Origin of the sequence: Streptomyces sp. NPDC093801 (assembly GCF_040701585.1) — a bacterium.
GTDB lineage: Bacteria > Actinomycetota > Actinomycetes > Streptomycetales > Streptomycetaceae > Streptomyces.
The window spans coordinates 163,147-182,308 of the sequence record NZ_JBFBDP010000020.1 but is presented as its reverse complement, the minus strand read 5'-3'; the positions used below and the strand labels follow the sequence as shown (position 1 = coordinate 182,308).

The 19,162-nt window shown below is 73.9% G+C and carries 18 protein-coding genes; 14 read left to right on the top strand and 4 right to left on the bottom strand.

Going from position 1 to position 19,162, the window contains the following annotated elements:
• Positions 1-37: 37 nt before the first annotated feature.
• Entirely contained in the window at positions 38-1,300 is a 1,263-nt protein-coding gene (locus AB0469_RS23955; protein ID WP_366453493.1) for an SLC13 family permease, read from the bottom strand.
• A gap of 133 nt (positions 1,301-1,433) precedes the next feature.
• On the opposite strand from AB0469_RS23955, the gene AB0469_RS23950 reads away from it, so the two are divergent.
• Positions 1,434-2,399 carry a DJ-1/PfpI family protein gene (locus tag AB0469_RS23950; protein ID WP_366453474.1) on the top strand — a complete coding sequence of 322 codons (966 nt, stop codon included), beginning with the start codon at positions 1,434-1,436 and terminating at the stop codon, positions 2,397-2,399.
• Between the two features lie 61 nt (positions 2,400-2,460).
• Positions 2,461-3,102: a DJ-1/PfpI family protein gene (locus AB0469_RS23945; RefSeq protein ID WP_366453473.1), complete on the top strand. Its 642-nt coding sequence runs from the start codon at positions 2,461-2,463 to the stop codon at positions 3,100-3,102.
• A gap of 50 nt (positions 3,103-3,152) precedes the next feature.
• Here AB0469_RS23945 and AB0469_RS23940 read toward each other — a convergent pair whose 3' ends face one another.
• A complete protein-coding gene (locus AB0469_RS23940; RefSeq protein WP_366453472.1) occupies positions 3,153-3,908 on the bottom strand; it encodes an enoyl-CoA hydratase-related protein in 756 nt (251 codons plus the stop codon).
• 232 nt (positions 3,909-4,140) lie between these two features.
• Between AB0469_RS23940 and AB0469_RS23935 the strand changes: the two genes are divergently transcribed.
• Positions 4,141-4,671 (top strand): ATP-binding protein, encoded by a 531-nt coding sequence (locus AB0469_RS23935; protein ID WP_366453470.1) that lies wholly within the window; start codon positions 4,141-4,143, stop codon positions 4,669-4,671.
• A gap of 47 nt (positions 4,672-4,718) precedes the next feature.
• Here the strand turns inward: AB0469_RS23935 and idi are convergent, their stop codons facing one another.
• Together idi and AB0469_RS23925 are read right to left on the bottom strand one after the other, a co-directional pair.
• Positions 4,719-5,321, bottom strand: a complete 603-nt coding sequence (idi, locus tag AB0469_RS23930; protein ID WP_366453468.1) for an isopentenyl-diphosphate Delta-isomerase — start codon at positions 5,319-5,321, stop codon at positions 4,719-4,721.
• A gap of 131 nt (positions 5,322-5,452) precedes the next feature.
• Positions 5,453-6,703, bottom strand: a complete 1,251-nt coding sequence (locus tag AB0469_RS23925; protein WP_366453492.1) for a bifunctional class I SAM-dependent methyltransferase/N-acetyltransferase — start codon at positions 6,701-6,703, stop codon at positions 5,453-5,455.
• 416 nt (positions 6,704-7,119) lie between these two features.
• Between AB0469_RS23925 and AB0469_RS23920 the strand changes: the two genes are divergently transcribed.
• The 11 genes from AB0469_RS23920 to AB0469_RS23870 all read left to right on the top strand — a co-directional run bounded on the left by AB0469_RS23920 (position 7,120) and on the right by AB0469_RS23870 (position 19,124).
• A complete protein-coding gene (locus AB0469_RS23920) occupies positions 7,120-8,895 on the top strand; it encodes a DUF5941 domain-containing protein (protein WP_366453491.1) in 1,776 nt (591 codons plus the stop codon).
• Positions 8,892-9,644, top strand: a complete 753-nt coding sequence (locus AB0469_RS23915) for a phosphocholine cytidylyltransferase family protein (protein WP_366453467.1) — start codon at positions 8,892-8,894, stop codon at positions 9,642-9,644. The genes AB0469_RS23920 and AB0469_RS23915 overlap by 4 nt, the downstream gene beginning before the upstream one ends.
• Positions 9,632-10,693, top strand: a complete 1,062-nt coding sequence (locus AB0469_RS23910) for an iron-containing alcohol dehydrogenase family protein (protein ID WP_366453466.1) — start codon at positions 9,632-9,634, stop codon at positions 10,691-10,693. The genes AB0469_RS23915 and AB0469_RS23910 overlap by 13 nt, the downstream gene beginning before the upstream one ends.
• Positions 10,671-11,450, top strand: coding sequence for a CDP-alcohol phosphatidyltransferase family protein (locus AB0469_RS23905; RefSeq protein ID WP_366453465.1), 780 nt, complete (start codon positions 10,671-10,673; stop codon positions 11,448-11,450). The genes AB0469_RS23910 and AB0469_RS23905 overlap by 23 nt, the downstream gene beginning before the upstream one ends.
• A gap of 8 nt (positions 11,451-11,458) precedes the next feature.
• A complete protein-coding gene (locus AB0469_RS23900; protein WP_366453490.1) occupies positions 11,459-12,331 on the top strand; it encodes a glycosyltransferase in 873 nt (290 codons plus the stop codon).
• Positions 12,332-12,433: 102 nt separating this feature from the next.
• The gene (locus AB0469_RS23895) at positions 12,434-13,369 is read left to right on the top strand and encodes an ABC transporter permease (protein ID WP_366453464.1); all 936 of its coding nucleotides are present in this window, start codon (positions 12,434-12,436) and stop codon (positions 13,367-13,369) included.
• The gene (locus tag AB0469_RS23890) at positions 13,362-14,144 is read left to right on the top strand and encodes an ABC transporter ATP-binding protein (protein WP_366453462.1); all 783 of its coding nucleotides are present in this window, start codon (positions 13,362-13,364) and stop codon (positions 14,142-14,144) included. The genes AB0469_RS23895 and AB0469_RS23890 overlap by 8 nt, the downstream gene beginning before the upstream one ends.
• A gap of 319 nt (positions 14,145-14,463) precedes the next feature.
• On the top strand, positions 14,464-15,393 hold the full coding sequence (gene hpnC, locus AB0469_RS23885) for a squalene synthase HpnC (protein WP_366453461.1): 930 nt from the start codon (positions 14,464-14,466) through the stop codon (positions 15,391-15,393).
• Positions 15,390-16,340 (top strand): presqualene diphosphate synthase HpnD, encoded by a 951-nt coding sequence (gene hpnD, locus AB0469_RS23880; RefSeq protein WP_366453460.1) that lies wholly within the window; start codon positions 15,390-15,392, stop codon positions 16,338-16,340. The genes hpnC and hpnD overlap by 4 nt, the downstream gene beginning before the upstream one ends.
• Positions 16,341-16,575: 235 nt before the next feature.
• The gene (gene hpnE / locus AB0469_RS23875; RefSeq protein ID WP_366453459.1) at positions 16,576-17,970 is read left to right on the top strand and encodes a hydroxysqualene dehydroxylase HpnE; all 1,395 of its coding nucleotides are present in this window, start codon (positions 16,576-16,578) and stop codon (positions 17,968-17,970) included.
• Entirely contained in the window at positions 17,967-19,124 is a 1,158-nt protein-coding gene (locus tag AB0469_RS23870) for a polyprenyl synthetase family protein (RefSeq protein ID WP_366453458.1), read from the top strand. Before hpnE ends, AB0469_RS23870 begins: the two co-directional genes overlap by 4 nt.
• Positions 19,125-19,162 lie beyond the last annotated feature (38 nt).

The following is a 19,162-nucleotide window of genomic DNA, read 5'->3' as shown; positions in this document are numbered from 1 at the left end:
ATGCCCCGATCCTATCGGCGCGCCGCCGGCCCGCTGCCTACCCGCCGGTCAGCTGCAGGCCGGCCCACAGGGCGGCCACCGCCGCGGCGATCGCCGCCGGAGTGGTGAGCAGCCCGAGGCGGGTGAAGTCGCCGAGCCGGACGTCCTCGCCGTGCGCGTGCAGCATCCGCCGCCACAACAGGGTGGCCAGCGAGCCCGCGTACGTGAGGTTGGGGCCGATGTTCACCCCGATCAGCACGGCCAGCACCACGCCCGGCCCGCCCGGGGCGGCCAGCGGGAGCAGGGCGAGGACCGCGGGGAGGTTGTTGATCAGGTTGGCGAGCAGGGCGGCCACCCCGGCCACGGCCAGCAGCGCGGGCAGCGCGTCCCCGTCGGGCAGCAGCCGCTCCAGGCCGTCGCCGAGCCCGTGGTCCACCACGGCCCGTACGACCACGCCCAGCGCGAGGACGAACAGGCAGAACGCCGGCGCGGTGGAGGCCGCCAGCCGCCGCGGCGTGGTCTCGCGCCGCCACAGGGCCCGTACGCCCAGCGCCACCGCGCCGGCCAGCCCGGCCCAGGCCGGGCTCGCGCCCGCGAACGAGGCCACGGCGAAGCCGGCCAGGGTCAGCAGCAGGACGGCCAGCGCGAAGCGGGGCAGCGGCGCGGGCTCCGCCGCCTCGGGCACGTGCTCGGGCGCCGCCGCCAGGTCGGCCCGGAAGAACCGGCGGAACGCCGCGTACTCCACCGCGATCGCCACCGTCCACGGCAGGGCCATCAGCGCCGCGAACCGGGTGAAGGACAGCCCGCTCGCGGCGAAGGCCAGCAGGTTCGTCAGGTTGGAGACGGGCAGCAGCAGCGAGGCCGTGTTCGCCAGGTGGGCGGTGGCGAACACGTGCGGGCGCGGACGCGCGCCCAGCCGGGCGGAGGTGGCCAGCACCACCGGCGTCAGCAGCACCACCGTGGCGTCCAGGCTCAGGACGGCCGTCACCGCCGAGGCCACCAGGAACACCCCGCCCAGCAGCCCCGCCGCGCCCCGCCCGGCCGCACGCCGGGCGACGGCGGCCCCGGCCGCCCGGAACAGGCCCTCGTCCGCGCACAGCTGGGCGAGCGCCAGGATCACCGCCAGGAAGCCGACCACGGGCAGCAGCCCGCGCAGCTGCTCCCACGCCCCGGCCGGCGAGACCACCCCGAGCGCGACGAGCAGCCCCGCGGCCGGCACGGCGGCGGCCGCCTCGGGCAGCCCGCGCGGGCGCACCACGGCGAAGGCCAGGACCAGGATCAGCAGGGCGCAGGACAGGGTTTCGGCGAGGACGGTGCTCAGGGCGGTACTCCGGCGGGGCGCGGGGGGTGACGCACCAGGATCGCACCCCCCGGGCCCGCCGCCTCCCGCGGATGTCCGGATAGGTGGGATGCCCGTCATTGCGGCCGTCGGACACCCGTCACACCATGGAGCCATGCCACTGCGAGACGTGCTGGTCGTCGTGTACGACGGGGTCCAGAGCCTGGACGTGACGGGCCCGGTCGAGGTCTTCGACGGGGCCGGCCGCTGCCGCCCGGACGACGGCGGGTACGCGGTGCGGACGGTCTCCCCCGGGGGCGGGCCGGTCCGCACCGGCAGCGGGCTGACCCTGCTCCCGGACGGGGACCTGGAGAGCGCCCGCCCGGGCCCGGGCACCACCCTGCTGGTGCCCGGCGGCCGGTTCACCGGGGACTTCGAGCCCCGGATCACCGACTGGCTGCGCGCGTACGGGGGTCGTGCGGGGCGGCTGGTGTCCGTCTGCACGGGCGGCCTGCTGCTGGCGGAGGCCGGGCTGCTGGACGGGCGGCGGGCGACGACGCACTGGGCGGCGAGCGAGCGCATGGCACGGGACTACCCGCGGGTGGAGGTGGACCCGGACCCCATCTACGTCCGGGACGGCCCGGTCGCCACCTCGGCCGGGGTCACCGCGGGGATCGACCTCGCGCTGGCCCTGGTGGAGGAGGACCTCGGGCGGGACGCGGCACTGCTGATCGCCCGGCACCTGGTGGTCTTCCTGCGCCGGCCGGGGAACCAGGCGCAGTTCAGCGCCCAGCTGGCCGCCCAGACGGCGCGGCGCGAGCCCCTGCGGGAGGTGCAGCGGTGGATATCGGAGCACCCGGGCGGGGACCTGAGCGTGGAGGCGCTCGCGGCCCGGGCCGCGCTGTCGCCGCGGCACTTCGCGCGGGCCTTCCAGGCGGAGACCGGGGTGACGCCGGGCAGGTACGTCGAGCGGGTCCGGGTGGAGCACGCGCGGCGGCTGCTGGAGGAGTCGGGCGAGGGCGTGGCCCGGATCTCCCGCGCGTGCGGCTACGGCACCCCCGAGGCACTCCGCCGCGCCTTCGTGAAGACCCTGGGCCAGTCCCCGGCCGAATACCGCCGCCGCTTCGGCACCCCGCCGTGACCGGGTACCGCTGCGCGGCCCCCCGTGAGCACTCACATCACAGCAACCCTCCGGAGGAGACATGCAGATCGCCGTACTGCTCTACGACCGCTTCACCGCCCTCGACGCCGTCGGCCCCTACGAGACCCTCAGCCGGCTCGACGGCGCCGAGACCGTCTTCGTCGCGGAGCGCCCCGGCCCGGTGCGGACCGACAACGGCGCGGCCGCGCTCGTCGCCGACCGGGCCCTCGACGAGGTGACCCGCCCCGACATCGTCATCGTCCCCGGCGGCCCGCACCCCGAGATCGAGATGAAGAACCCCGCCGTCCTCGACTGGCTGCGCACCGTGGACGCCACGACCACCTGGACCACGTCCGTCTGCACCGGCTCGCTGCTCCTCGCCGCCGCCGGCCTGCTCGACGGGCGGCGGGCGACCAGCCACTGGCTCTACCTCGACCGCCTGACCCCCTTCGGCGCCGAGCCCACCGGCGAGCGGGTGGTCTTCGACGGGAAGTACGTGACGGCCGCCGGGGTCTCCTCCGGCCTCGACATGGGCCTCGGCCTGCTCGGCCGGATCGCGGGGGACCAGTACGCCCAGACCGTGCAGCTGATGTGCGAGTACGACCCCCAGCCGCCCTACGACGCCGGCTCCCCGGACAAGGCCCCGGCCGACGTCGTCGCCCGGCTGCGCGCGGCCGGTCCGTCTCTTCCGGATCTCGCCTGACCCGCGCCGCCCGGCACGGGGCTCGACCGGCAGGATCCGCAAGGGGCGGCCTATTCCTCCGACGGGAGGGGCTGCCAGCTGAAGGCCGGGTCCCGGCGTTCCAGGAAGGCGGCGACACCCTCCGCGGTGTCGCCGCTCGCGGCTGCCTGGCCGCTCCAGTACGCGTCGCGGTCCGTGCGCCCGTCCGCGAACTCCTTCGCCGCGGCCTGCGTCAGCTGCGAGCGGGCGGTCAGGATCCGGGCGAACTCGGCCACCCGCCCCTCCAGCGCGCCCGCCGGGAGCAGCTCGTTCAGGAACCCGGCCCGCAGCGCGGCCTCCGCCCCGATCAGCTCGGCCGAGAAGAGCAGGTACTTGGCCCAGGCCGGGCCGACGAGCGAGGCCAGCCGTCGGGTGGAGGACGCCGGGTAGACGATGCCCAGCTTCGCCGGGGTCACCCCGAACCGCGCCCCCTCCTCCGCGAACCTCAGGTCGCAGGCCGCCGCCAGCTGGCTGCCGCCGCCCACGCAGAAGCCGCGGACCGCCGCGACCGTCGGCTTGGGGAACGCGGCCAGGGCCTCCTCCGCCGCCACCGCGAGGGCCTGCGGGTCCTCGTCCCCGGTGAGGGAGGAGATGTCGGCGCCCGCGCAGAAGGTCGCGCCGGCCCCCGTGAGCACCAGCACCCGTACGGCCGGGTCGGCGGCCAGTTCGGCGAGCAGCCCGGGCAGGGCCCGCCACATCGCGGCGGTCATGGCGTTGCGCTTCGCCGGGTGGGAGATGGTGACGGTGGCCACCCCGTCGGCGACCGCGTGGTGGAGGGCTGCGTCCATGCGCCGGATGCTATCCCGGGCCGACGATCCCATGATCAAGGGGACTCCGTCCCCGGGGGCGTGGACGGGGAGGGCGGGCCGGACGCGGCAGACACTGCCAAGCGGAGCGTGACGGATCAGGAACGGTCCAACAACTGACTCCGTCATACTCCAGCGGTCAGAAAGCGTCCGAATGCCGCTGACTTCTGGTCAGTCGAGCGGTCCGGACCAGGCCGCTCGCCACTCTTGACGCGTGGAGACGATCGAGCGCGAAGACGGGGGCCGGAAGATGGACGACAGCGGGAGCATCCCGCAGGCCAGGGGGGGTGAGGCGGCGGCCCCGGCCGACCCCCTCGCATACGAGGGGGTGTGGCGGTTCACCGTCCCGGCGGTTGAAGAATCCGTTCCGCAGGCCCGCCGGGCGGTCCGCGACCTGCTCGGCCGCCGGCAGGTGCCGGCCACGCAGGACCTGGTGTACTCCCTGCTGCTGATCGTCTCCGAGCTGGTGACGAACTCGGTCCGGCACGCCGCCCTGCTCTCCCCGGAGGTGGCCGTCGAGGTGGCGGTGGGCCGGGAGTGGGTCCGGGTGGCCGTCGAGGACGACCACCCCTACCGGCCCAAGGCGCTGGAGGCCGACTTCGGCCAGACCGGCGGCCGGGGCCTGCTACTGGTCCGCGAGGTCACCCGCGAGGCCGGAGGGGTGTGCGACGTCGAGCACACCTCCACCGGCGGCAAGGTGATCTGGGCCGCCCTGCCGCTGGGCGTCCCGGCCGGCTCCCTCTGAGCGCCGCCGGGATCCCCGCCCGGCAGACCCCCGCGCCGGCGCGGCGGCTACCAGCCGGCCGCGTCGCCGGTCAGCTCGCGGATCGCGGGGCGCGCGGCGTCGAGCACCGTCATGAACCAGGCCGAGAACGGCACCTCCGCGTGCCGCTTCGCCAGCTCCTCGGCCGTGACGAAGGCGGTGTCCCCGACCTCCTCCGGGTCCGGGTCCAGCGAGGCCTGGGCCAGTCCCACGAACAGGTGGTTGTACTCCTGCTCCACCAGGCCCGAGGCGGGGTCCGGGTGGTTGTAGCGCACCGTTCCCGCCTCCGCGAGCAGCGAGGGCGACAGCCCCAGCTCCTCGTGGGTGCGCCGGGCCGCCGCCGCGAACGGGGACTCGCCGGGGTAGGGGTGACCGCAGCAGGTGTTCGACCAGACGCCGGGGGAGTGGTACTTCCCGAGGGCGCGCTGCTGGAGCAGCAGCCGGCCCTGCTCGTCGAAGAGGAACACGGAGAACGCCCGGTGCAGCAGACCGGGGGGCTGATGGGCGGAGAGCTTCTCCGCCGTGCCGATGGTGTTGCCGGACTCGTCGACCAGCTCGAGCATGATCGATTCTTGAGCACCGGTGCCGGCGGACGCGCTGCTGGTGGCGTCAGTGGCTGATGTGGTCGGCATACCCATCCTTCGCTTCGGACTTCGGTCTTCAGTCTGCCGTACAAAAGAGGCTTGTCCCCACTTCGGTCATCCGCGCATGTCCGCCCCCCGCCGCGTGATAAACGGCGGGGGGCGGACGGTCCGTCAGCGCCTCAGACCCCGAACGGGGCCGGATACCCGATCGTGCCCGCCGGCACCGCCGCGGAATCGTCGAGCACCAGCGCCATCACGGCCTCGTCCGGCACCTCGAACGGAGCCGTGATCCCGTAGCGCGACGCGGGCACGAAGCCGAAGCGCGCGTAGTACGACGGATGCCCCAGGACCAGCACCAACGCCTCCCCGCGCCCCGCGGCCGCCGCGAGCAGCGCCCGTACGACGGCACTGCCCGCGCCCGAGCGCCGGAGCGCGGGATCGGCGGCCACCGGGGCGAGCGCGAGCGCCGGCGCCCCGCCGACCGCGCACCGGGTCAGCAGGGCGTGCGCCGCCACCTTCCCGTCCGGGCCCTCGGCCACGTACGAGAGCCCCGGGAGCCACGCTCCGTCGGCGCGCAGCGCGTCCACGAGATCAGCCTCCAGCGGGGTCTCGAAGGCCGACAGGTTGACGGCCCGCACGGCCGCCGCGTCGGCCGCCGTCTCGGGCCGGGTCCGCCAGCGGCCCCCGCCGGCGGCCGGGTCCCCGGCGCTCACCGGGGCCAGCACCCAGCCCCGGTAGCCGTACTCGTGGCCGTGCCGCTCCCGTACGGCGAGCTCCTCGCGCACGGAGGCCAGGGCGGCCGCCCTGGCCGGGGTGCCGCCGGACGCCGCCGCGGCGCGCTCGCCGAGCGGGCCGTAGTACTCCGCCCAGTCGGAGTCCGGCTGGAGGAGGCTGCCCAGCAGCCGGTAGCCGGCCGCCTGGACGGCCGCGGTGTTGCGGGGGAAGGAACGCAGCGGGTACTGCGGGTCCCAGAAGGCCCGGGCCCCGGCCGAGGGCTCACCGGCGGTCCACTCGCACTCGCTGAGCACGAGCTGGCCGCCGGGCGCGAGCAGCCGCTTCCACTCGGCGAGCGCCCGGTCGAAGCCGAGGACGTAGGCGGAGCCCTCCGCCCACACGAGGTCGAAGGAGCCGTCCTCGAAGGGGAGCGCCCCCATGTCGGCGCGCACCGCGCGGACGCGCCCGTCGAGGCCCCGGGCGCGGGCCGCGGCGCGCAGCTCCTCCAGGAAGGGGGAGTGGAGGTCGACGGCGGTCACCTCGGCGCGGCCCGCCCCGCCCGCCTCCGCGGCGAGCAGCAGGGCGCTGCGGCCCGGACCGCAGCCGATGTCGAGGACCCGCGGCCGCTCGGGCAGCGGCCCGCACAGGGACAGCAGGTGCCGGGTGGAGGTGTCGGAGCCGGGGGACTGCCGGGGCAGCCCGCGGTGCAGCTCCATGAACGCCGCGAAGACCTGGTCGGCGCGGTCGCGGGAGCTGTCGTCGGTGTTCTTGGTGGTGTCGGTCAACCGTGAACCCTTGGACGGGGGCTCCGGCCGACGGGGCCGATCTGTCGGAACGAGAGGGGATCAGGCCCGGCCGGACGCCCGGGAAGGCTGGGGGACGTACCGGAGTTCGCCGCGCACGGCAGCGATCGCTGCGACGGTCATCACCATCCACCTCTTCCACGTTCCGAGTCGGCGTCCACCCTAACATCCGGTCCCAAACCGGACGGATGTGGGCCGAACGGCTGATGAATGCCGCCTTCCATTCATCCGATAGCCTCTGCCGACAGCCGTGGCCGCCGTGCCGCCGCTCTTTCCGCAGCCCACAAGGCGCCCGCCCGGACATGTTTCGTCGCAAGGAGTGAGTTCGTCTGTCGACCGTCATCCTCACCGGCCTGCCGGTCCCCGGATCACCGCTTGAAGACGAGCTCCGTTCGCTCGGGTTCGACGTCCGCCAGGTCCCCGCTCCCGAGGACACCGCCGCGGCCCTGGCCGACGTGCCGGCCGCGCAGCGCGTGGCCGTCGTCGACAGCGGTTTCGTCGGGCACCCGCACGCGCTGCGCCTCGCACTGACCGACCCGCGCTTCGACGCCTGCGCCGTGACCGGCGCCTTCGCCGTCCAGGCCGGGGCCCGCGCGGCCCTGGAGCGGGCCGCTGCGCTGTCCCCGGACGGCGAGGGCCCGTACGCGGACCGGCTCGCCGCCGCCGTCGAGGACTCCGGCACCCCCGTCCAGCGGCCCGAGCTCGGCACGCTGGTCGCCGCCGTGCCCTCGGGCGAGGAGGAGCGCGCCGAGGCCCTGGCCGCCGTCGCTGCCGTGGACGACGAGGCCGTCCGGCTGCGCACCGCCGTGAAGTCCCGCGACGGGTTCTTCACCACCTTCTGCATCAGCCCGTACTCGCGCTACATCGCCCGCTGGTGCGCGCGCCGCGGCCTGACCCCGAACCAGGTCACCACCGCCTCCCTGCTCACCGCGCTGCTCGCGGCGGGCTGCGCCGCCACCGGCGAGCGCTGGGGCTACGTGGTCGCCGGCGTGCTGCTGCTCTTCTCCTTCGTCCTGGACTGCACCGACGGGCAGCTCGCCCGCTACTCGCTCCAGTACTCGACGATGGGCGCCTGGCTGGACGCGACCTTCGACCGGGTCAAGGAGTACTCCTTCTACGCCGGGCTCGCGCTCGGCGCGGCCCGCGACGGGGACGACGTCTGGGCGCTCGCGCTCGGCGCGATGATCCTGATGACCTGCCGGCACGTGGTGGACTTCTCCTTCAACGAGGCCAACCACGACGCCACCGCCAACACGAGCCCCACGGCCGCCCTCTCGGACCGGCTCGACAGCGTCGGCTGGACCGTCTGGGTCCGGCGGATGATCATCCTGCCGATCGGCGAGCGCTGGGCGATGATCGCGGTCCTGACCGCCGCCACCACCCCCCGCACCGTCTTCTACGCCCTGCTGGTCGGCTGTGCCTTCGGCGCGCTGTACACCACCGCCGGACGCGTCCTGCGCTCGGTGACCCGGCGTGCGAAGCGCACGGACCGGGCGGCCCAGGCCCTGGCCGACCTCGCCGACTCGGGCCCGATCGCGGAGCTGGTCGCCCGGGCCGCCTCCCGCCCCACGCCCCTCCCGCGCCTGCCCTTCGCGGTGCTCGGCGCGGTGCTGGTGGTCGGCGCCGCCTGGTACGAGCCCTTCGGCAGCACGACGGTGGTCTACGCCGCCCTGCTGTACGCCCTCCTGAGCGGCGACGCGGTCGGGATCCCGCCGCGCGGGCCGCTGGACTGGCTGCTGCCCCCGCTGTTCCGGGCCGCCGAGTACACCACCGTGCTCGTCCTCGCCGTCAAGGCGGACGTCCCCGGGGCCCTTCCGGCCGCATTCGGACTGGTCGCGGCGGTCGCCTACCATCACTACGACACGGTCTACCGCATCCGCGGTGGCTCGGGCGCTCCGCCGCGCTGGCTGGTGCGGACGACGGGCGGTCACGAGGGCAGGGTCCTGCTGGCCGTGGTCCTGGCAGCCGTCCTCGCCCGTGAGGCGTTCCCCGTCGCGCTCACGGCCGTGGCCGTGTTCGTGGCTCTGGTGGTGCTCGTGGAGAGCATCCGCTTCTGGGTCTCCGCCGGAGCACCCGCCGTACACGACGAAGGAGAACCAGCATGATCGGCCTTGTACTCGCTGCCGGTGCCGGACGCCGTCTGCGTCCCTACACCGACACCCTGCCCAAGGCCCTCGTGCCCGTCGGCCCCGAGGGGCAGGAGGACAGCCTCACCGTCCTCGACCTGACCCTGGGCAACTTCGCCGAGGTCGGCCTGACCGAGGTCGCGATCGTCGTCGGCTACCGCAAGGAGGCCGTGTACGAGCGCCGCGAGGCCCTGGAGGCCAAGTACGGCCTGAAGATCACGCTGATCGACAACGACAAGGCCGAGGAGTGGAACAACGCCTACTCCCTGTGGTGCGCGCGTGAGGTCCTGAAGCAGGGTGTGATCCTCGCCAACGGCGACACCGTCCACCCGGTCTCCGTCGAGAAGACCCTCCTCGCCGCCCGCGGCAACGGCCAGAAGATCATCCTCGCCCTCGACACGGTCAAGAGCCTGGCAGACGAGGAGATGAAGGTCGTCACCGCCGACGGCCTGGGCGTGCGGAAGATCACCAAGCTGATGGAGCCCGCCGACGCGACCGGCGAGTACATCGGCGTCACCCTCATCGAGCCGGAGGCCGCCGTGCAGCTGGCCGAGGCCCTGAAGACCACCTTCGAGCGCGACCCCGACCTCTACTACGAGGACGGCTACCAGCAGCTCGTCGACGACGGCTTCACCATCGACGTGGCCCCCATCGGCGACGTGAAGTGGGTCGAGATCGACAACCACGACGACCTCGCCAAGGGCCGGACGATCGCATGCCAGTACTGACGCGGCTGATCCCCTCGCCGGTCGTCGTCGACATCAGCTGCGGGGCGATGGACAAGCTGGACGGCATCCTCGCCGACCAGCGGATCTCCGCGTCCGGCCGGCTGGCGATCGCGATCAGCGGGGGCTCCGGGCAGGCGCTGCGCGCCCGTCTGGAGCAGGCCCTGCCGCACGCCGACTGGTACCCGGTCGTCGACGGCACCATCGACTCGGCGGTCAAGCTGGCCGACGACATAAAGGGCCGCCGCTACGACGCCGTCGTGGGGCTGGGCGGCGGCAAGATCATCGACGTGGCGAAGTACGCCGCGGCGCGGGTCGGGCTGCCCATGGTGGCGATCGCCACCAACCTCTCCCACGACGGCATCTGCTCCCCCGTGTCCATCCTGGACAACGACAACGGCCGGGGCTCCTACGGCGTGCCCACGCCGATCGCCATGGTCATCGACCTCGACGTGATCCGCGAGGCGCCCACCCGGTTCATCCGGGCCGGCGTCGGCGACGTGATCTCCAACATCTCGGCCATCGCCGACTGGGAGCTCTCGCACAAGATCACCGGTGAGGCCGTGGACGGCCTGGCGGCCGCCATGGCCCGCACCGCGGGCGAGTCCGTCCTGCGCCACCCCGGTGGCTGCGGCGACGACGAGTTCCTCACCGTGCTCGCCGAGGCCCTCGTGCTCTCCGGCATCGCCATGTCGATCAGCGGCGACTCCCGCCCCTCGTCCGGCGCCTGCCACGAGATCAGCCACGCCTTCGACCTGCTCCACCCCGGGCGCTCCGCGCTCCACGGCGAGCAGGTCGGCATCGGCGCCGCCTTCGCCATGCACCTGCGCGGGGCCGCCGAGCAGAGCGGCCTGTTCACGGAGGTCCTGCGCCGCCACGGCCTGCCCGTGCTGCCCGAGGAGATCGGGTTCAGCGTGGACGAGTTCGTCGCCGCCGTCGAGTACGCCCCCCAGACCCGTCCGGGACGCTTCACGATCCTGGAGCACCTCAACCTGTCCGCAGCCGAGATCAGGGACGCTTACGCCGACTATGCCCAGACCATCCGTAGCTGAACTCCGGCCCGTCGTCCATCCGGCGGGCGTCAAGGACCGGCGCAGTGGCGAGCACTGGGGCGGACGCCTCTACATGCGCGAGATCTCCCTGCGCATCACCCGCCTGCTGGTCACCACCAAGGTCACGCCCAACCAGCTGACCTACGTGATGACCCTCTGCGGAGTCCTCGCCCTCCCGGCCCTGCTGGTGCCCGGGATCCTCGGCGCCGTCCTCGGCGTGGTCGCGGTCCAGCTCTACCTGCTGCTCGACTGCGTCGACGGCGAGGTGGCCCGCTGGAAGAAGCAGTACTCGCTCTCCGGGGTCTACCTGGACCGCGTCGGCGCCTACCTGTGCGACGCGGCCGTCCTGACCGGCTTCGGCCTGCGCGCCGCCGACCTGTGGGGCGGCGGGTCCGTCGACTGGCTCTGGGCCTTCCTGGGCACCCTCGCCGCGCTCGGCGCGATCCTGATCAAGGCCGAGACCGACCTGGTCGGCGTCGCCCGGCACCAGGCCGGCAAGCCCGTGGTCCAGGACTCCGCCGCCGAGCCGCGCTCCTCCGGCATGGCCCTGGCCCGCCGGGCCGCCGCCGCGCTGAAGTTCCACCGCCTCGTCCTGGGGATCGAGGCCTCGCTGCTCATCCTGGTGCTGGCCGTCCTCGACCAGATCCACGGCGACCTGTTCTACTCCCGCCTGGGCGTCGCCGTCCTGGCCGGCATCGCGATGCTGCAGACGGTGCTGCACCTGGTGTCCATCCTTGCGTCGAGCAGGCTGCGGTGACCGCCCCGCTGCGCGTCGGTGCGGTGATCATCACCATGGGCGACCGCCCCGACGAACTGAAGGCGCTCCTGGACTCGGTGGCCCGGCAGGACGGCGACCCCGTCCAGGTGGTCGTCGTCGGCCAGGGCGTCGAGGTCACCGGCCTCCCGGAGGGCGTGCGCACGGTGCACCTCCCGGAGAACCTGGGCATCCCCGGCGGCCGCAACGTCGGCATCGAGGCCTTCGGTCCCGCCGGCCGCGACGCGGACGTGCTGCTCTTCCTCGACGACGACGGGCTGCTGGAGCGCACCGACACCGCGGAGCTGTGCCGGCAGGCCTTCGCCGAGGACCCCGAGCTCGGGATCATCAGCTTCCGGATCGCCGACCCGGACACCGGGGCGACCCAGCGCCGCCACGTGCCCCGGCTGCGCGCCTCGGACCCGATGCGCTCCTCCCGCGTGACCACCTTCCTGGGCGGCGCCAACGCCGTCCGCACGAAGGTCTTCGAACAGGCCGGCACCCTGCCGGCCGAGTTCTTCTACGCCCACGAGGAGACCGACCTGGCCTGGCGGGCCCTCGACGCAGGGTGGCTGATCGACTACCGCGCGGACATGGTCCTCCTGCACCCGACCACCGCCCCCTCGCGGCACGCGGTCTACCACCGTATGGTGGCGCGGAACCGGGTGTGGCTCGCCCGCCGCAACCTTCCCGCCCCGCTGGTCCCGGTCTACCTGGGCGTCTGGCTCGGGCTGACCCTCGTGCGCAGGCCCTCGGCGCCGGCGCTCAAGGCCTGGTTCGGCGGGTTCAAGGAGGGCTGGACCACTCCCTGCGGTCCCCGGCGCCCCATGAGGTGGCGCACGGTCTGGCGGCTGACGCGGCTGGGCCGACCGCCTGTCATCTGAGAAGCCCGCGTCTGGGACCATGGGCCCCGATCACGGGTCCGGCGCTCCAGCCCCGATGCCCCACCTGACCTGCCGCATCTTGAAGACGGAAAGTTTCAACTTGTGAGTGACACAACCCCCGACGGCGCCCTCGCCACGAGCAAGCCGCCGTCCGACGACGCGGGGCTGACCCCGGCGCAGCTCGCCGCCAAGCACGGCCTGTCCGTCAGCGGCGCGCGGCCCAGCCTGGGCGGATACGTGCGCCAGCTCTGGGACCGGCGCCACTTCATCATGGCGTTCTCCCGGGCCAAGCTGGTCGCCCAGTACAGCGAGGCGAAGCTCGGGCAGATCTGGCAGGTGGCGACCCCGCTGCTCAACGCGCTGGTCTACTACCTGATCTTCGGCCTGATCATGAACGCGGGCCGCGGCATGGAGAAGGGGGTCTACATCCCCTTCCTGGTGACCGGCATCTTCGTCTTCACCTTCACCCAGAGCTCGCTGATGGCCGGCGTCCGGGCCATCCCCGGCAACCTCGGCCTGGTCCGCGCCCTGCACTTCCCGCGCGCCTCCCTGCCGATCTCCTTCTCGATGCAGCAGCTCCAGCAGCTGCTGTACTCGATGATCGTCGTGCTGATCGTCACGGTCTCCTTCGGCAACTACCCGCGGCTGTCCTGGCTGCTGGTCGTCCCGACGCTGGCGCTGCAGTTCGTCTTCAACACCGGCCTCGCGCTGATCTTCGGGCGGATGGGTTCGAAGACCCCCGACCTCGCGCAGCTGATGCCGTTCATCACGCGCACCTGGATGTACGCCTCGGGCGTCATGTTCTCGATCAGCGGGGCGCTCGAGGACCGGCACGTGCCCGGGTGGGTCACCGACGTGCTCCAGTGGAACCCGGCGGCGATCTACATGGACCTGGTCCGGTACGCCCTGATCGACGACTACGGCCGGCACAACCTGCCGCCGCACGTCTGGGCCTTCGCCGTCGGCTGGGCCGTCGTGATCGGCCTCGGCGGTTTCGTGTACTTCTGGAAGGCTGAGGAGCGTTACGGCCGTGGCTGAGATCAACCGGGACAGGGTCCCCACCGTCATCGCCGACGACGTGCACATCGTTTACCGCGTCAACACCGGCAGCTCCGGCAAGGGCAGCGCCACCGCCGCCCTGAGCAAGATCATGCGCCGGGGCAACCGCGACGCACCCGGCGTCCGCCGGGTCCACGCCGTGCGCGGGGTCTCCTTCACCGCCTACCGCGGCGAGGCCATCGGCCTCATCGGCTCCAACGGCTCCGGCAAGTCCACCCTGCTGCGCGCCATCGCAGGCCTGCTGCCCTGCGAGTCCGGCAAGGTCTACACCGACGGCCAGCCCTCCCTGCTGGGCGTCAACGCCGCGCTGATGAACGACCTCACCGGCGAGCGCAACGTCGTCCTCGGCGGTCTCGCGATGGGCATGAGCCGCGAGCAGATCAAGGAGCGCTACCAGGACATCGTCGACTTCTCGGGGATCAACGAGAAGGGCGACTTCATCTCCCTGCCGATGCGCACGTACTCCTCCGGCATGGCCGCGCGCCTGAGGTTCTCGATCGCCGCCGCCAAGGACCACGACGTCCTGATGATCGACGAGGCGCTCGCCACCGGCGACCGCAAGTTCCAGGTCCGCTCCGAGGCGCGCATCCGCGAGCTGCGGGAGAAGGCCGGCACGGTCTTCCTGGTGAGCCACAACAACAACTCCATCCGCGACACCTGCAGCCGGGTGCTGTGGCTGGAGAAGGGCGAGCTCCTCATGGACGGGCCCACCGAAGAGGTCGTCGCGGCGTACGAGAAGGCCAGCAGTCACTGACGGCCGACCCGCCGTCACGCAGGCCCCTGCCGCTCCCCGCGGCGGGGGCCTCGCCATGCGGCCGACATTCCGGGCGTGGTGGCCACCCGATAGGCCCCCGCGGTGTTGTACAGCGTAAGCTGGACCAGTTCTCAATCGCGCCAAGAGGGGACGATTCCCCGCAGCCGGTTCGCCCGGGATACTCCCCGGTAAACTCCGCGGCGTGTCCGAAATGGGATGACTTGGGTCAGCAGTGTAGAACGGGAGACGTGACGGCAATGGCTACGGGAATTCTGCGGCCCCCAGGCACGCCAGCCGTCCCGGCCCCGGGCGGCGGGCGGTGACCCCCGGGCACGGCCTCCGCCACCCGTCGGCCCCGGCCCCCGGCGCCGCCACCCTCGCCAAGGCGGCCTCGGAGAACTTCCCCGTCGCCCCCGCCTTCCTGCCCCGCGCCTGGCGCCAGGGCCTGATGGCGGTCTACGGCTTCGCCCGCCTCGTCGACGACATCGGCGACGGCGACCTCGCCCCCGGCGGACGCGACGCCGTCCTCCTGGGCCTCGACCCGGCCGCCGCCGACGACCGCCTCGCGATGCTCGACGCCCTGGAAGCCGACCTGCTGCGCGTCTTCGGCGGCACCGACGGCCCCCCGCGCCACCCCCTGCTGCTCGCCCTCCAGCCCGTCGTGCGCGACCACCGGCTCGGCCGCGAGCACTTCCTCGGGCTCATCGAGGCCAACCGCCAGGACCAGAAGGTCACCCGCTACGCGACGTACGGGGAGCTCCTCGCCTACTGCGAGCTCTCCGCCAACACCGTCGGCCGCCTCGTGCTGGAGCTCACCGGCACCAGCACCCCCGAGCGGATCCGCCGCTCCGACGCGATCTGCACCGCCCTGCAGATCGCCGAACACCTCCAGGACGTCGCCGAGGACCTCGGCCGCGACCGGATCTACCTCCCGGCCGAGGACATGCGGCGCTTCCGCGTCGCCGAGGCCGACCTCGCCGCCCGCTCCGCCGGAGCCTCCGTCCGCGCCCTGACCGCCTTCGAGGCGCAGCGCGCGCACGCGCTCCTGGACGCGGGCGCCCCGCTCGTGGGCAGCGTCCACGGCAGGCTGCGGCTGTTGCTCGCGGGGTTCGTGGGAGGCGGGCGGGCCGCCCTGCGGGCGGTCTCGGCCGCCGGCTTCGACGTCCTCCCCGGCCCGCCCAAGCCCACCCGCGGCCAGCTCCTGCGCGAGGTGGCCGCCGTCCTGCGCACAGCGCCGAGAAAGGGGTGAGCCCCCACGTGGAGGGCCCCAACCACGCGTCCGCTCCGTCCGCCCCGGTCCTCGCCGCCTACAGCTACTGCGAGGCCGTGACCGGAACCCAGGCGCGCAACTTCGCGTACGGCATCCGGCTGCTGCCCACCGACAAGCGGCAGGCGATGTCCGCGCTGTACGCCTTCTCGCGGCGCGTCGACGACATCGGCGACGGCACCCTCGCCCCCGGGGCCAAACTGGCCCGCCTGGAGGAGACCCGCGCCCTCCTCGGCCGGATCCGGGCCGAGGAGATCGAGGAGGACGACACCGACCCGGTCGCCGTCGCCCTCGCGCACGCCGCCCGCCGCTTCCCCATCCCCCTCGGCGGCCTCGACGAGCTCATCGACGGCGTCCTGATGGACGTCCGCGGCGAGGAGTACGAGACCTGGGAGGACCTCAAGGCCTACTGCCGCTGCGTCGCCGGGGCCATCGGGCGGCTCTCGCTCGGCGTGTTCGGCACCGTCGGCCCCGGCGAGCACGCCGAGGAGTACGCCGACACCCTGGGCCTGGCCCTCCAGCTCACCAACATCCTGCGCGACGTCCGCGAGGACGCCGGCAACGGACGCACCTACCTGCCCGCCGAGGACCTCGCCAAGTTCGGCTGCTCCGAGGGCTTCCAGGGCGGCCGGGCCCCCGCCGGCTCCGACTTCCCGGGCCTGGTCCACCACGAAGTCCGGCGCGCGCGGGCCCTGTTCACCGAGGGCTACCGGCTGCTGCCGATGCTCGACCGGCGCAGCGGCGCCTGCGTGGCCGCGATGGCCGGCATCTACCGCCGCCTGCTGGACCGCATCGAGCGCGAACCCGGCGCCGTCCTGCGCGGGCGCGTCTCGCTGCCGACCCACGAGAAGGCGTACGTGGCCGTGCGCGGCCTGTCCGGCCTCGACGCCCGCACCATCTCCCGCCAGAGCGCCCGGAGGCGCGGCTGATGCCCCCGACCACGACCCCGCCGGCCCCCGGCCGGGCCGGCGCTCCGGCGGATCCGGCGCGTCGGTCCCCGGCCCCCGACTCCACCGGAACCCGCGCCACGGCCGGACACCGGCCCGCCGCCCGCGACGGCCGCACCGGGGTGCGGGCAACCCGCCGGGGTCCGGCCGCGTCCGTCCGTCCGGGCTCCGCAGCACCCTCCGGCCGGGCGGGCCGGCCTACCACCCGGGAGGCCTCATGAGCGGCAGTGCGACCCGCGGCAGCGACGACCGCGCCGTCGTCATCGGGGGCGGTCTCGCCGGAGTCACCGCCGCCCTCGAACTCGCCGACGCCGGACTGCGGGTCACCCTCCTCGAAGGGCGCCCCCGCCTCGGCGGCCTCGCCTTCTCCTTCAAGCGCGGCGACCTGACCGTCGACAACGGCCAGCACGTCTACCTGCGCTGCTGCACCGCCTACCGGTGGTTCCTCGACCGGGTCGACGGCGCCGCCCTCGCCCCGCTCCAGGACCGGCTCGACGTCCCCGTCCTCGACGTCGCCCACCCCGCCGGCCCCCGGCTGGGCCGGCTGCGCCGCAGCGCCCTGCCCGTCCCCCTGCACCTCGCCGCCTCGCTGGCCCGCTACCCGCACCTCTCCCTCGCCGAGCGGGCGGCCGTCGGCCGCGCCGCCCTCGCGCTGCGCCGCCTCGACCCCGCCGACCCGGCGCTCGACGGCCTCGACTTCGCGACCTGGCTCGCCCGCTACGGCCAGTCCCCGCGCACCGTCGCCGCCCTGTGGGACCTCGTCGGCATCGCCACCCTCAACGCCACCGCCCGGAACTGCTCCCTGGGCCTGGCCGCCATGGTGTTCAAGACCGGCCTGCTCTCCGAGAACGGCGCCGCCGACATCGGCTGGGCCCGCGTCCCCCTCGGCGAGCTCCACGACACCCTCGCCCGCAAGGCCCTCGACTCCGCCGGGGTCCGCACCCGGCTGCGCACCCGGGTCACCGCCGTCTCCCGTACCGGCGAGGGGAACTGGCGGGTCGACACCGACGGCGAGTCCCTCGACGCGGGCACCGTCGTGCTGGCCGTCCCGCAGCGCGAGGCCCACGGACTGCTGCCGCCCGGCGCGCTCGCCGACCCCGACAAGCTCCTCGACATCGGCACCGCCCCCATCCTCAACGTCCACGTGGTCTACGACCGCAAGGTGCTCCGGCAGCCCTTCTTCGCCGCCCTCGGCACCCCCGTCCAGTGGGTCTTCGACCGCAGCGACTCCTCCGGACTCACCGACGGCGGCCAGTACCTGGCCGTGTCCCAGTCCGCCGCCCAGGACGACATCGACGAGCCCGTCTCCGTCCTGCGCGCCAAGTACCTGCCCGAACTGGAACGGCTGCTGCCGGCCGCCCGGGGCGCGAAGGTACGGGACTTCTTCGTCACCCGCGAGCGCACCGCCACCTTCGCCCCCGCCCCCGGCGTCGGCCGGCTGCGTCCCGGCCCCCGGACCGACACGCCGGGGCTCTATCTCGCCGGTGCGTGGACCGCCACCGGCTGGCCCGCGACCATGGAGAGCGCCGTCCGCAGCGGCCTCGGCGCGGCACACGCCGCGCTCGCCGCTCTCGGCCGCCCCCGCGAACATCCTCTGCAGGAGGCGGTATGACGACCACCACGAGCACCACCAGCACAGCACGTACAGGAACCAGAGGAGAGCCAGTGAACCCGGGGAACCCGGCTGTCGAGAACACGGATGCCGCCGCCGGCACGGCCGCAGGGGGAACGGAGAAGGCCGACACCCTCGCCCTCCTCGAACGCGGCCGCACGCTGTCGACCCCCGTGCTCCGCGCGGCCGTGGACCGGCTCGCGGCGCCCATGGACACCGTCGCCGCCTACCACTTCGGCTGGATCGACGCCGAGGGCAACCCGGCCGACGGCGACGGGGGCAAGGCCGTGCGCCCCGCCCTCGCGCTGCTCTCCGCCGAGGCGGCCGGAGCCGCCGCCGAGGTCGGCATCCCCGGCGCCGTGGCCGTCGAACTGGTCCACAACTTCTCGCTGCTGCACGACGACCTGATGGACGGCGACGAGCAGCGCCGCCACCGCGACACCGTGTGGAAGGTCCACGGACCCGCCCTGGCCATCCTCGTCGGCGACGCCCTCTTCGCCCTGGCCAACGAGGTGCTGCTGGAGCTCGGCACCGTCGAGGCGGGCCGCGCCACCCGCCGCCTGACCACCGCCAGCCGCAAGCTCATCGACGGCCAGGCCCAGGACATCTCCTACGAGCACCGCGAGCGCGTCAGCGTTCGGGAATGCCTCGAAATGGAGGGGAACAAGACCGGAGCCCTGCTCGCGTGCGCGGTCTCCATCGGCGCCGTGCTCGGCGGCGCGGACGACCGGACGGCCGACAAGCTGGAGGAGTACGGCTACCACCTCGGCCTCGCCTTCCAGGCCGTCGACGACCTCCTCGGCATCTGGGGCGACCCCGAGTCCACCGGCAAACAGACCTGGAGCGACCTGCGCCAGCGCAAGAAGTCCCTCCCGGTCGTCGCCGCCCTCGCCGCGGGCGGACCCGCATGTGAGGAACTCGGCCGGCTGCTCGCGGCCGACGCCAAGAGCAACGACTTCGAGAACTTCTCCGAGGAGGAGTTCGCCCACCGCGCCGCCCTCATCGAGGCCGCCGGCGGCCGCCAGTGGACCGCCGACGAGGCGCGCCGCCAGCACGCGATCGCCGTCCGGGCGCTCGACGACGTGGACATGCCCCAGCGGGTGCGGGAGCAGCTCGTCGCCCTCGCCGACTTCGTCGTCGTGCGCAAGAGGTGATCTCCGCCCGAAAGTGGATATGAATCGCGAGTCGCCGG

Coding starts and splice junctions, on each gene's coding strand:
- AB0469_RS23950 (WP_366453474.1), top strand. CDS start 1,434: ATGCCACTGCGAGACGTGCTGGTCGTCGTGTACGACGGGGTCCAGAGC.
- AB0469_RS23945 (WP_366453473.1), top strand. CDS start 2,461: ATGCAGATCGCCGTACTGCTCTACGACCGCTTCACCGCCCTCGACGCC.
- AB0469_RS23940 (WP_366453472.1), bottom strand. CDS start 3,908: ATGGACGCAGCCCTCCACCACGCGGTCGCCGACGGGGTGGCCACCGTC.
- idi (WP_366453468.1), bottom strand. CDS start 5,321: ATGCCGACCACATCAGCCACTGACGCCACCAGCAGCGCGTCCGCCGGC.
- AB0469_RS23925 (WP_366453492.1), bottom strand. CDS start 6,703: ATGGAGCTGCACCGCGGGCTGCCCCGGCAGTCCCCCGGCTCCGACACC.
- AB0469_RS23915 (WP_366453467.1), top strand. CDS start 8,892: ATGATCGGCCTTGTACTCGCTGCCGGTGCCGGACGCCGTCTGCGTCCC.
- AB0469_RS23910 (WP_366453466.1), top strand. CDS start 9,632: ATGCCAGTACTGACGCGGCTGATCCCCTCGCCGGTCGTCGTCGACATC.
- AB0469_RS23905 (WP_366453465.1), top strand. CDS start 10,671: ATGCCCAGACCATCCGTAGCTGAACTCCGGCCCGTCGTCCATCCGGCG.
- hpnE (WP_366453459.1), top strand. CDS start 16,576: ATGAGCGGCAGTGCGACCCGCGGCAGCGACGACCGCGCCGTCGTCATC.
- AB0469_RS23870 (WP_366453458.1), top strand. CDS start 17,967: ATGACGACCACCACGAGCACCACCAGCACAGCACGTACAGGAACCAGA.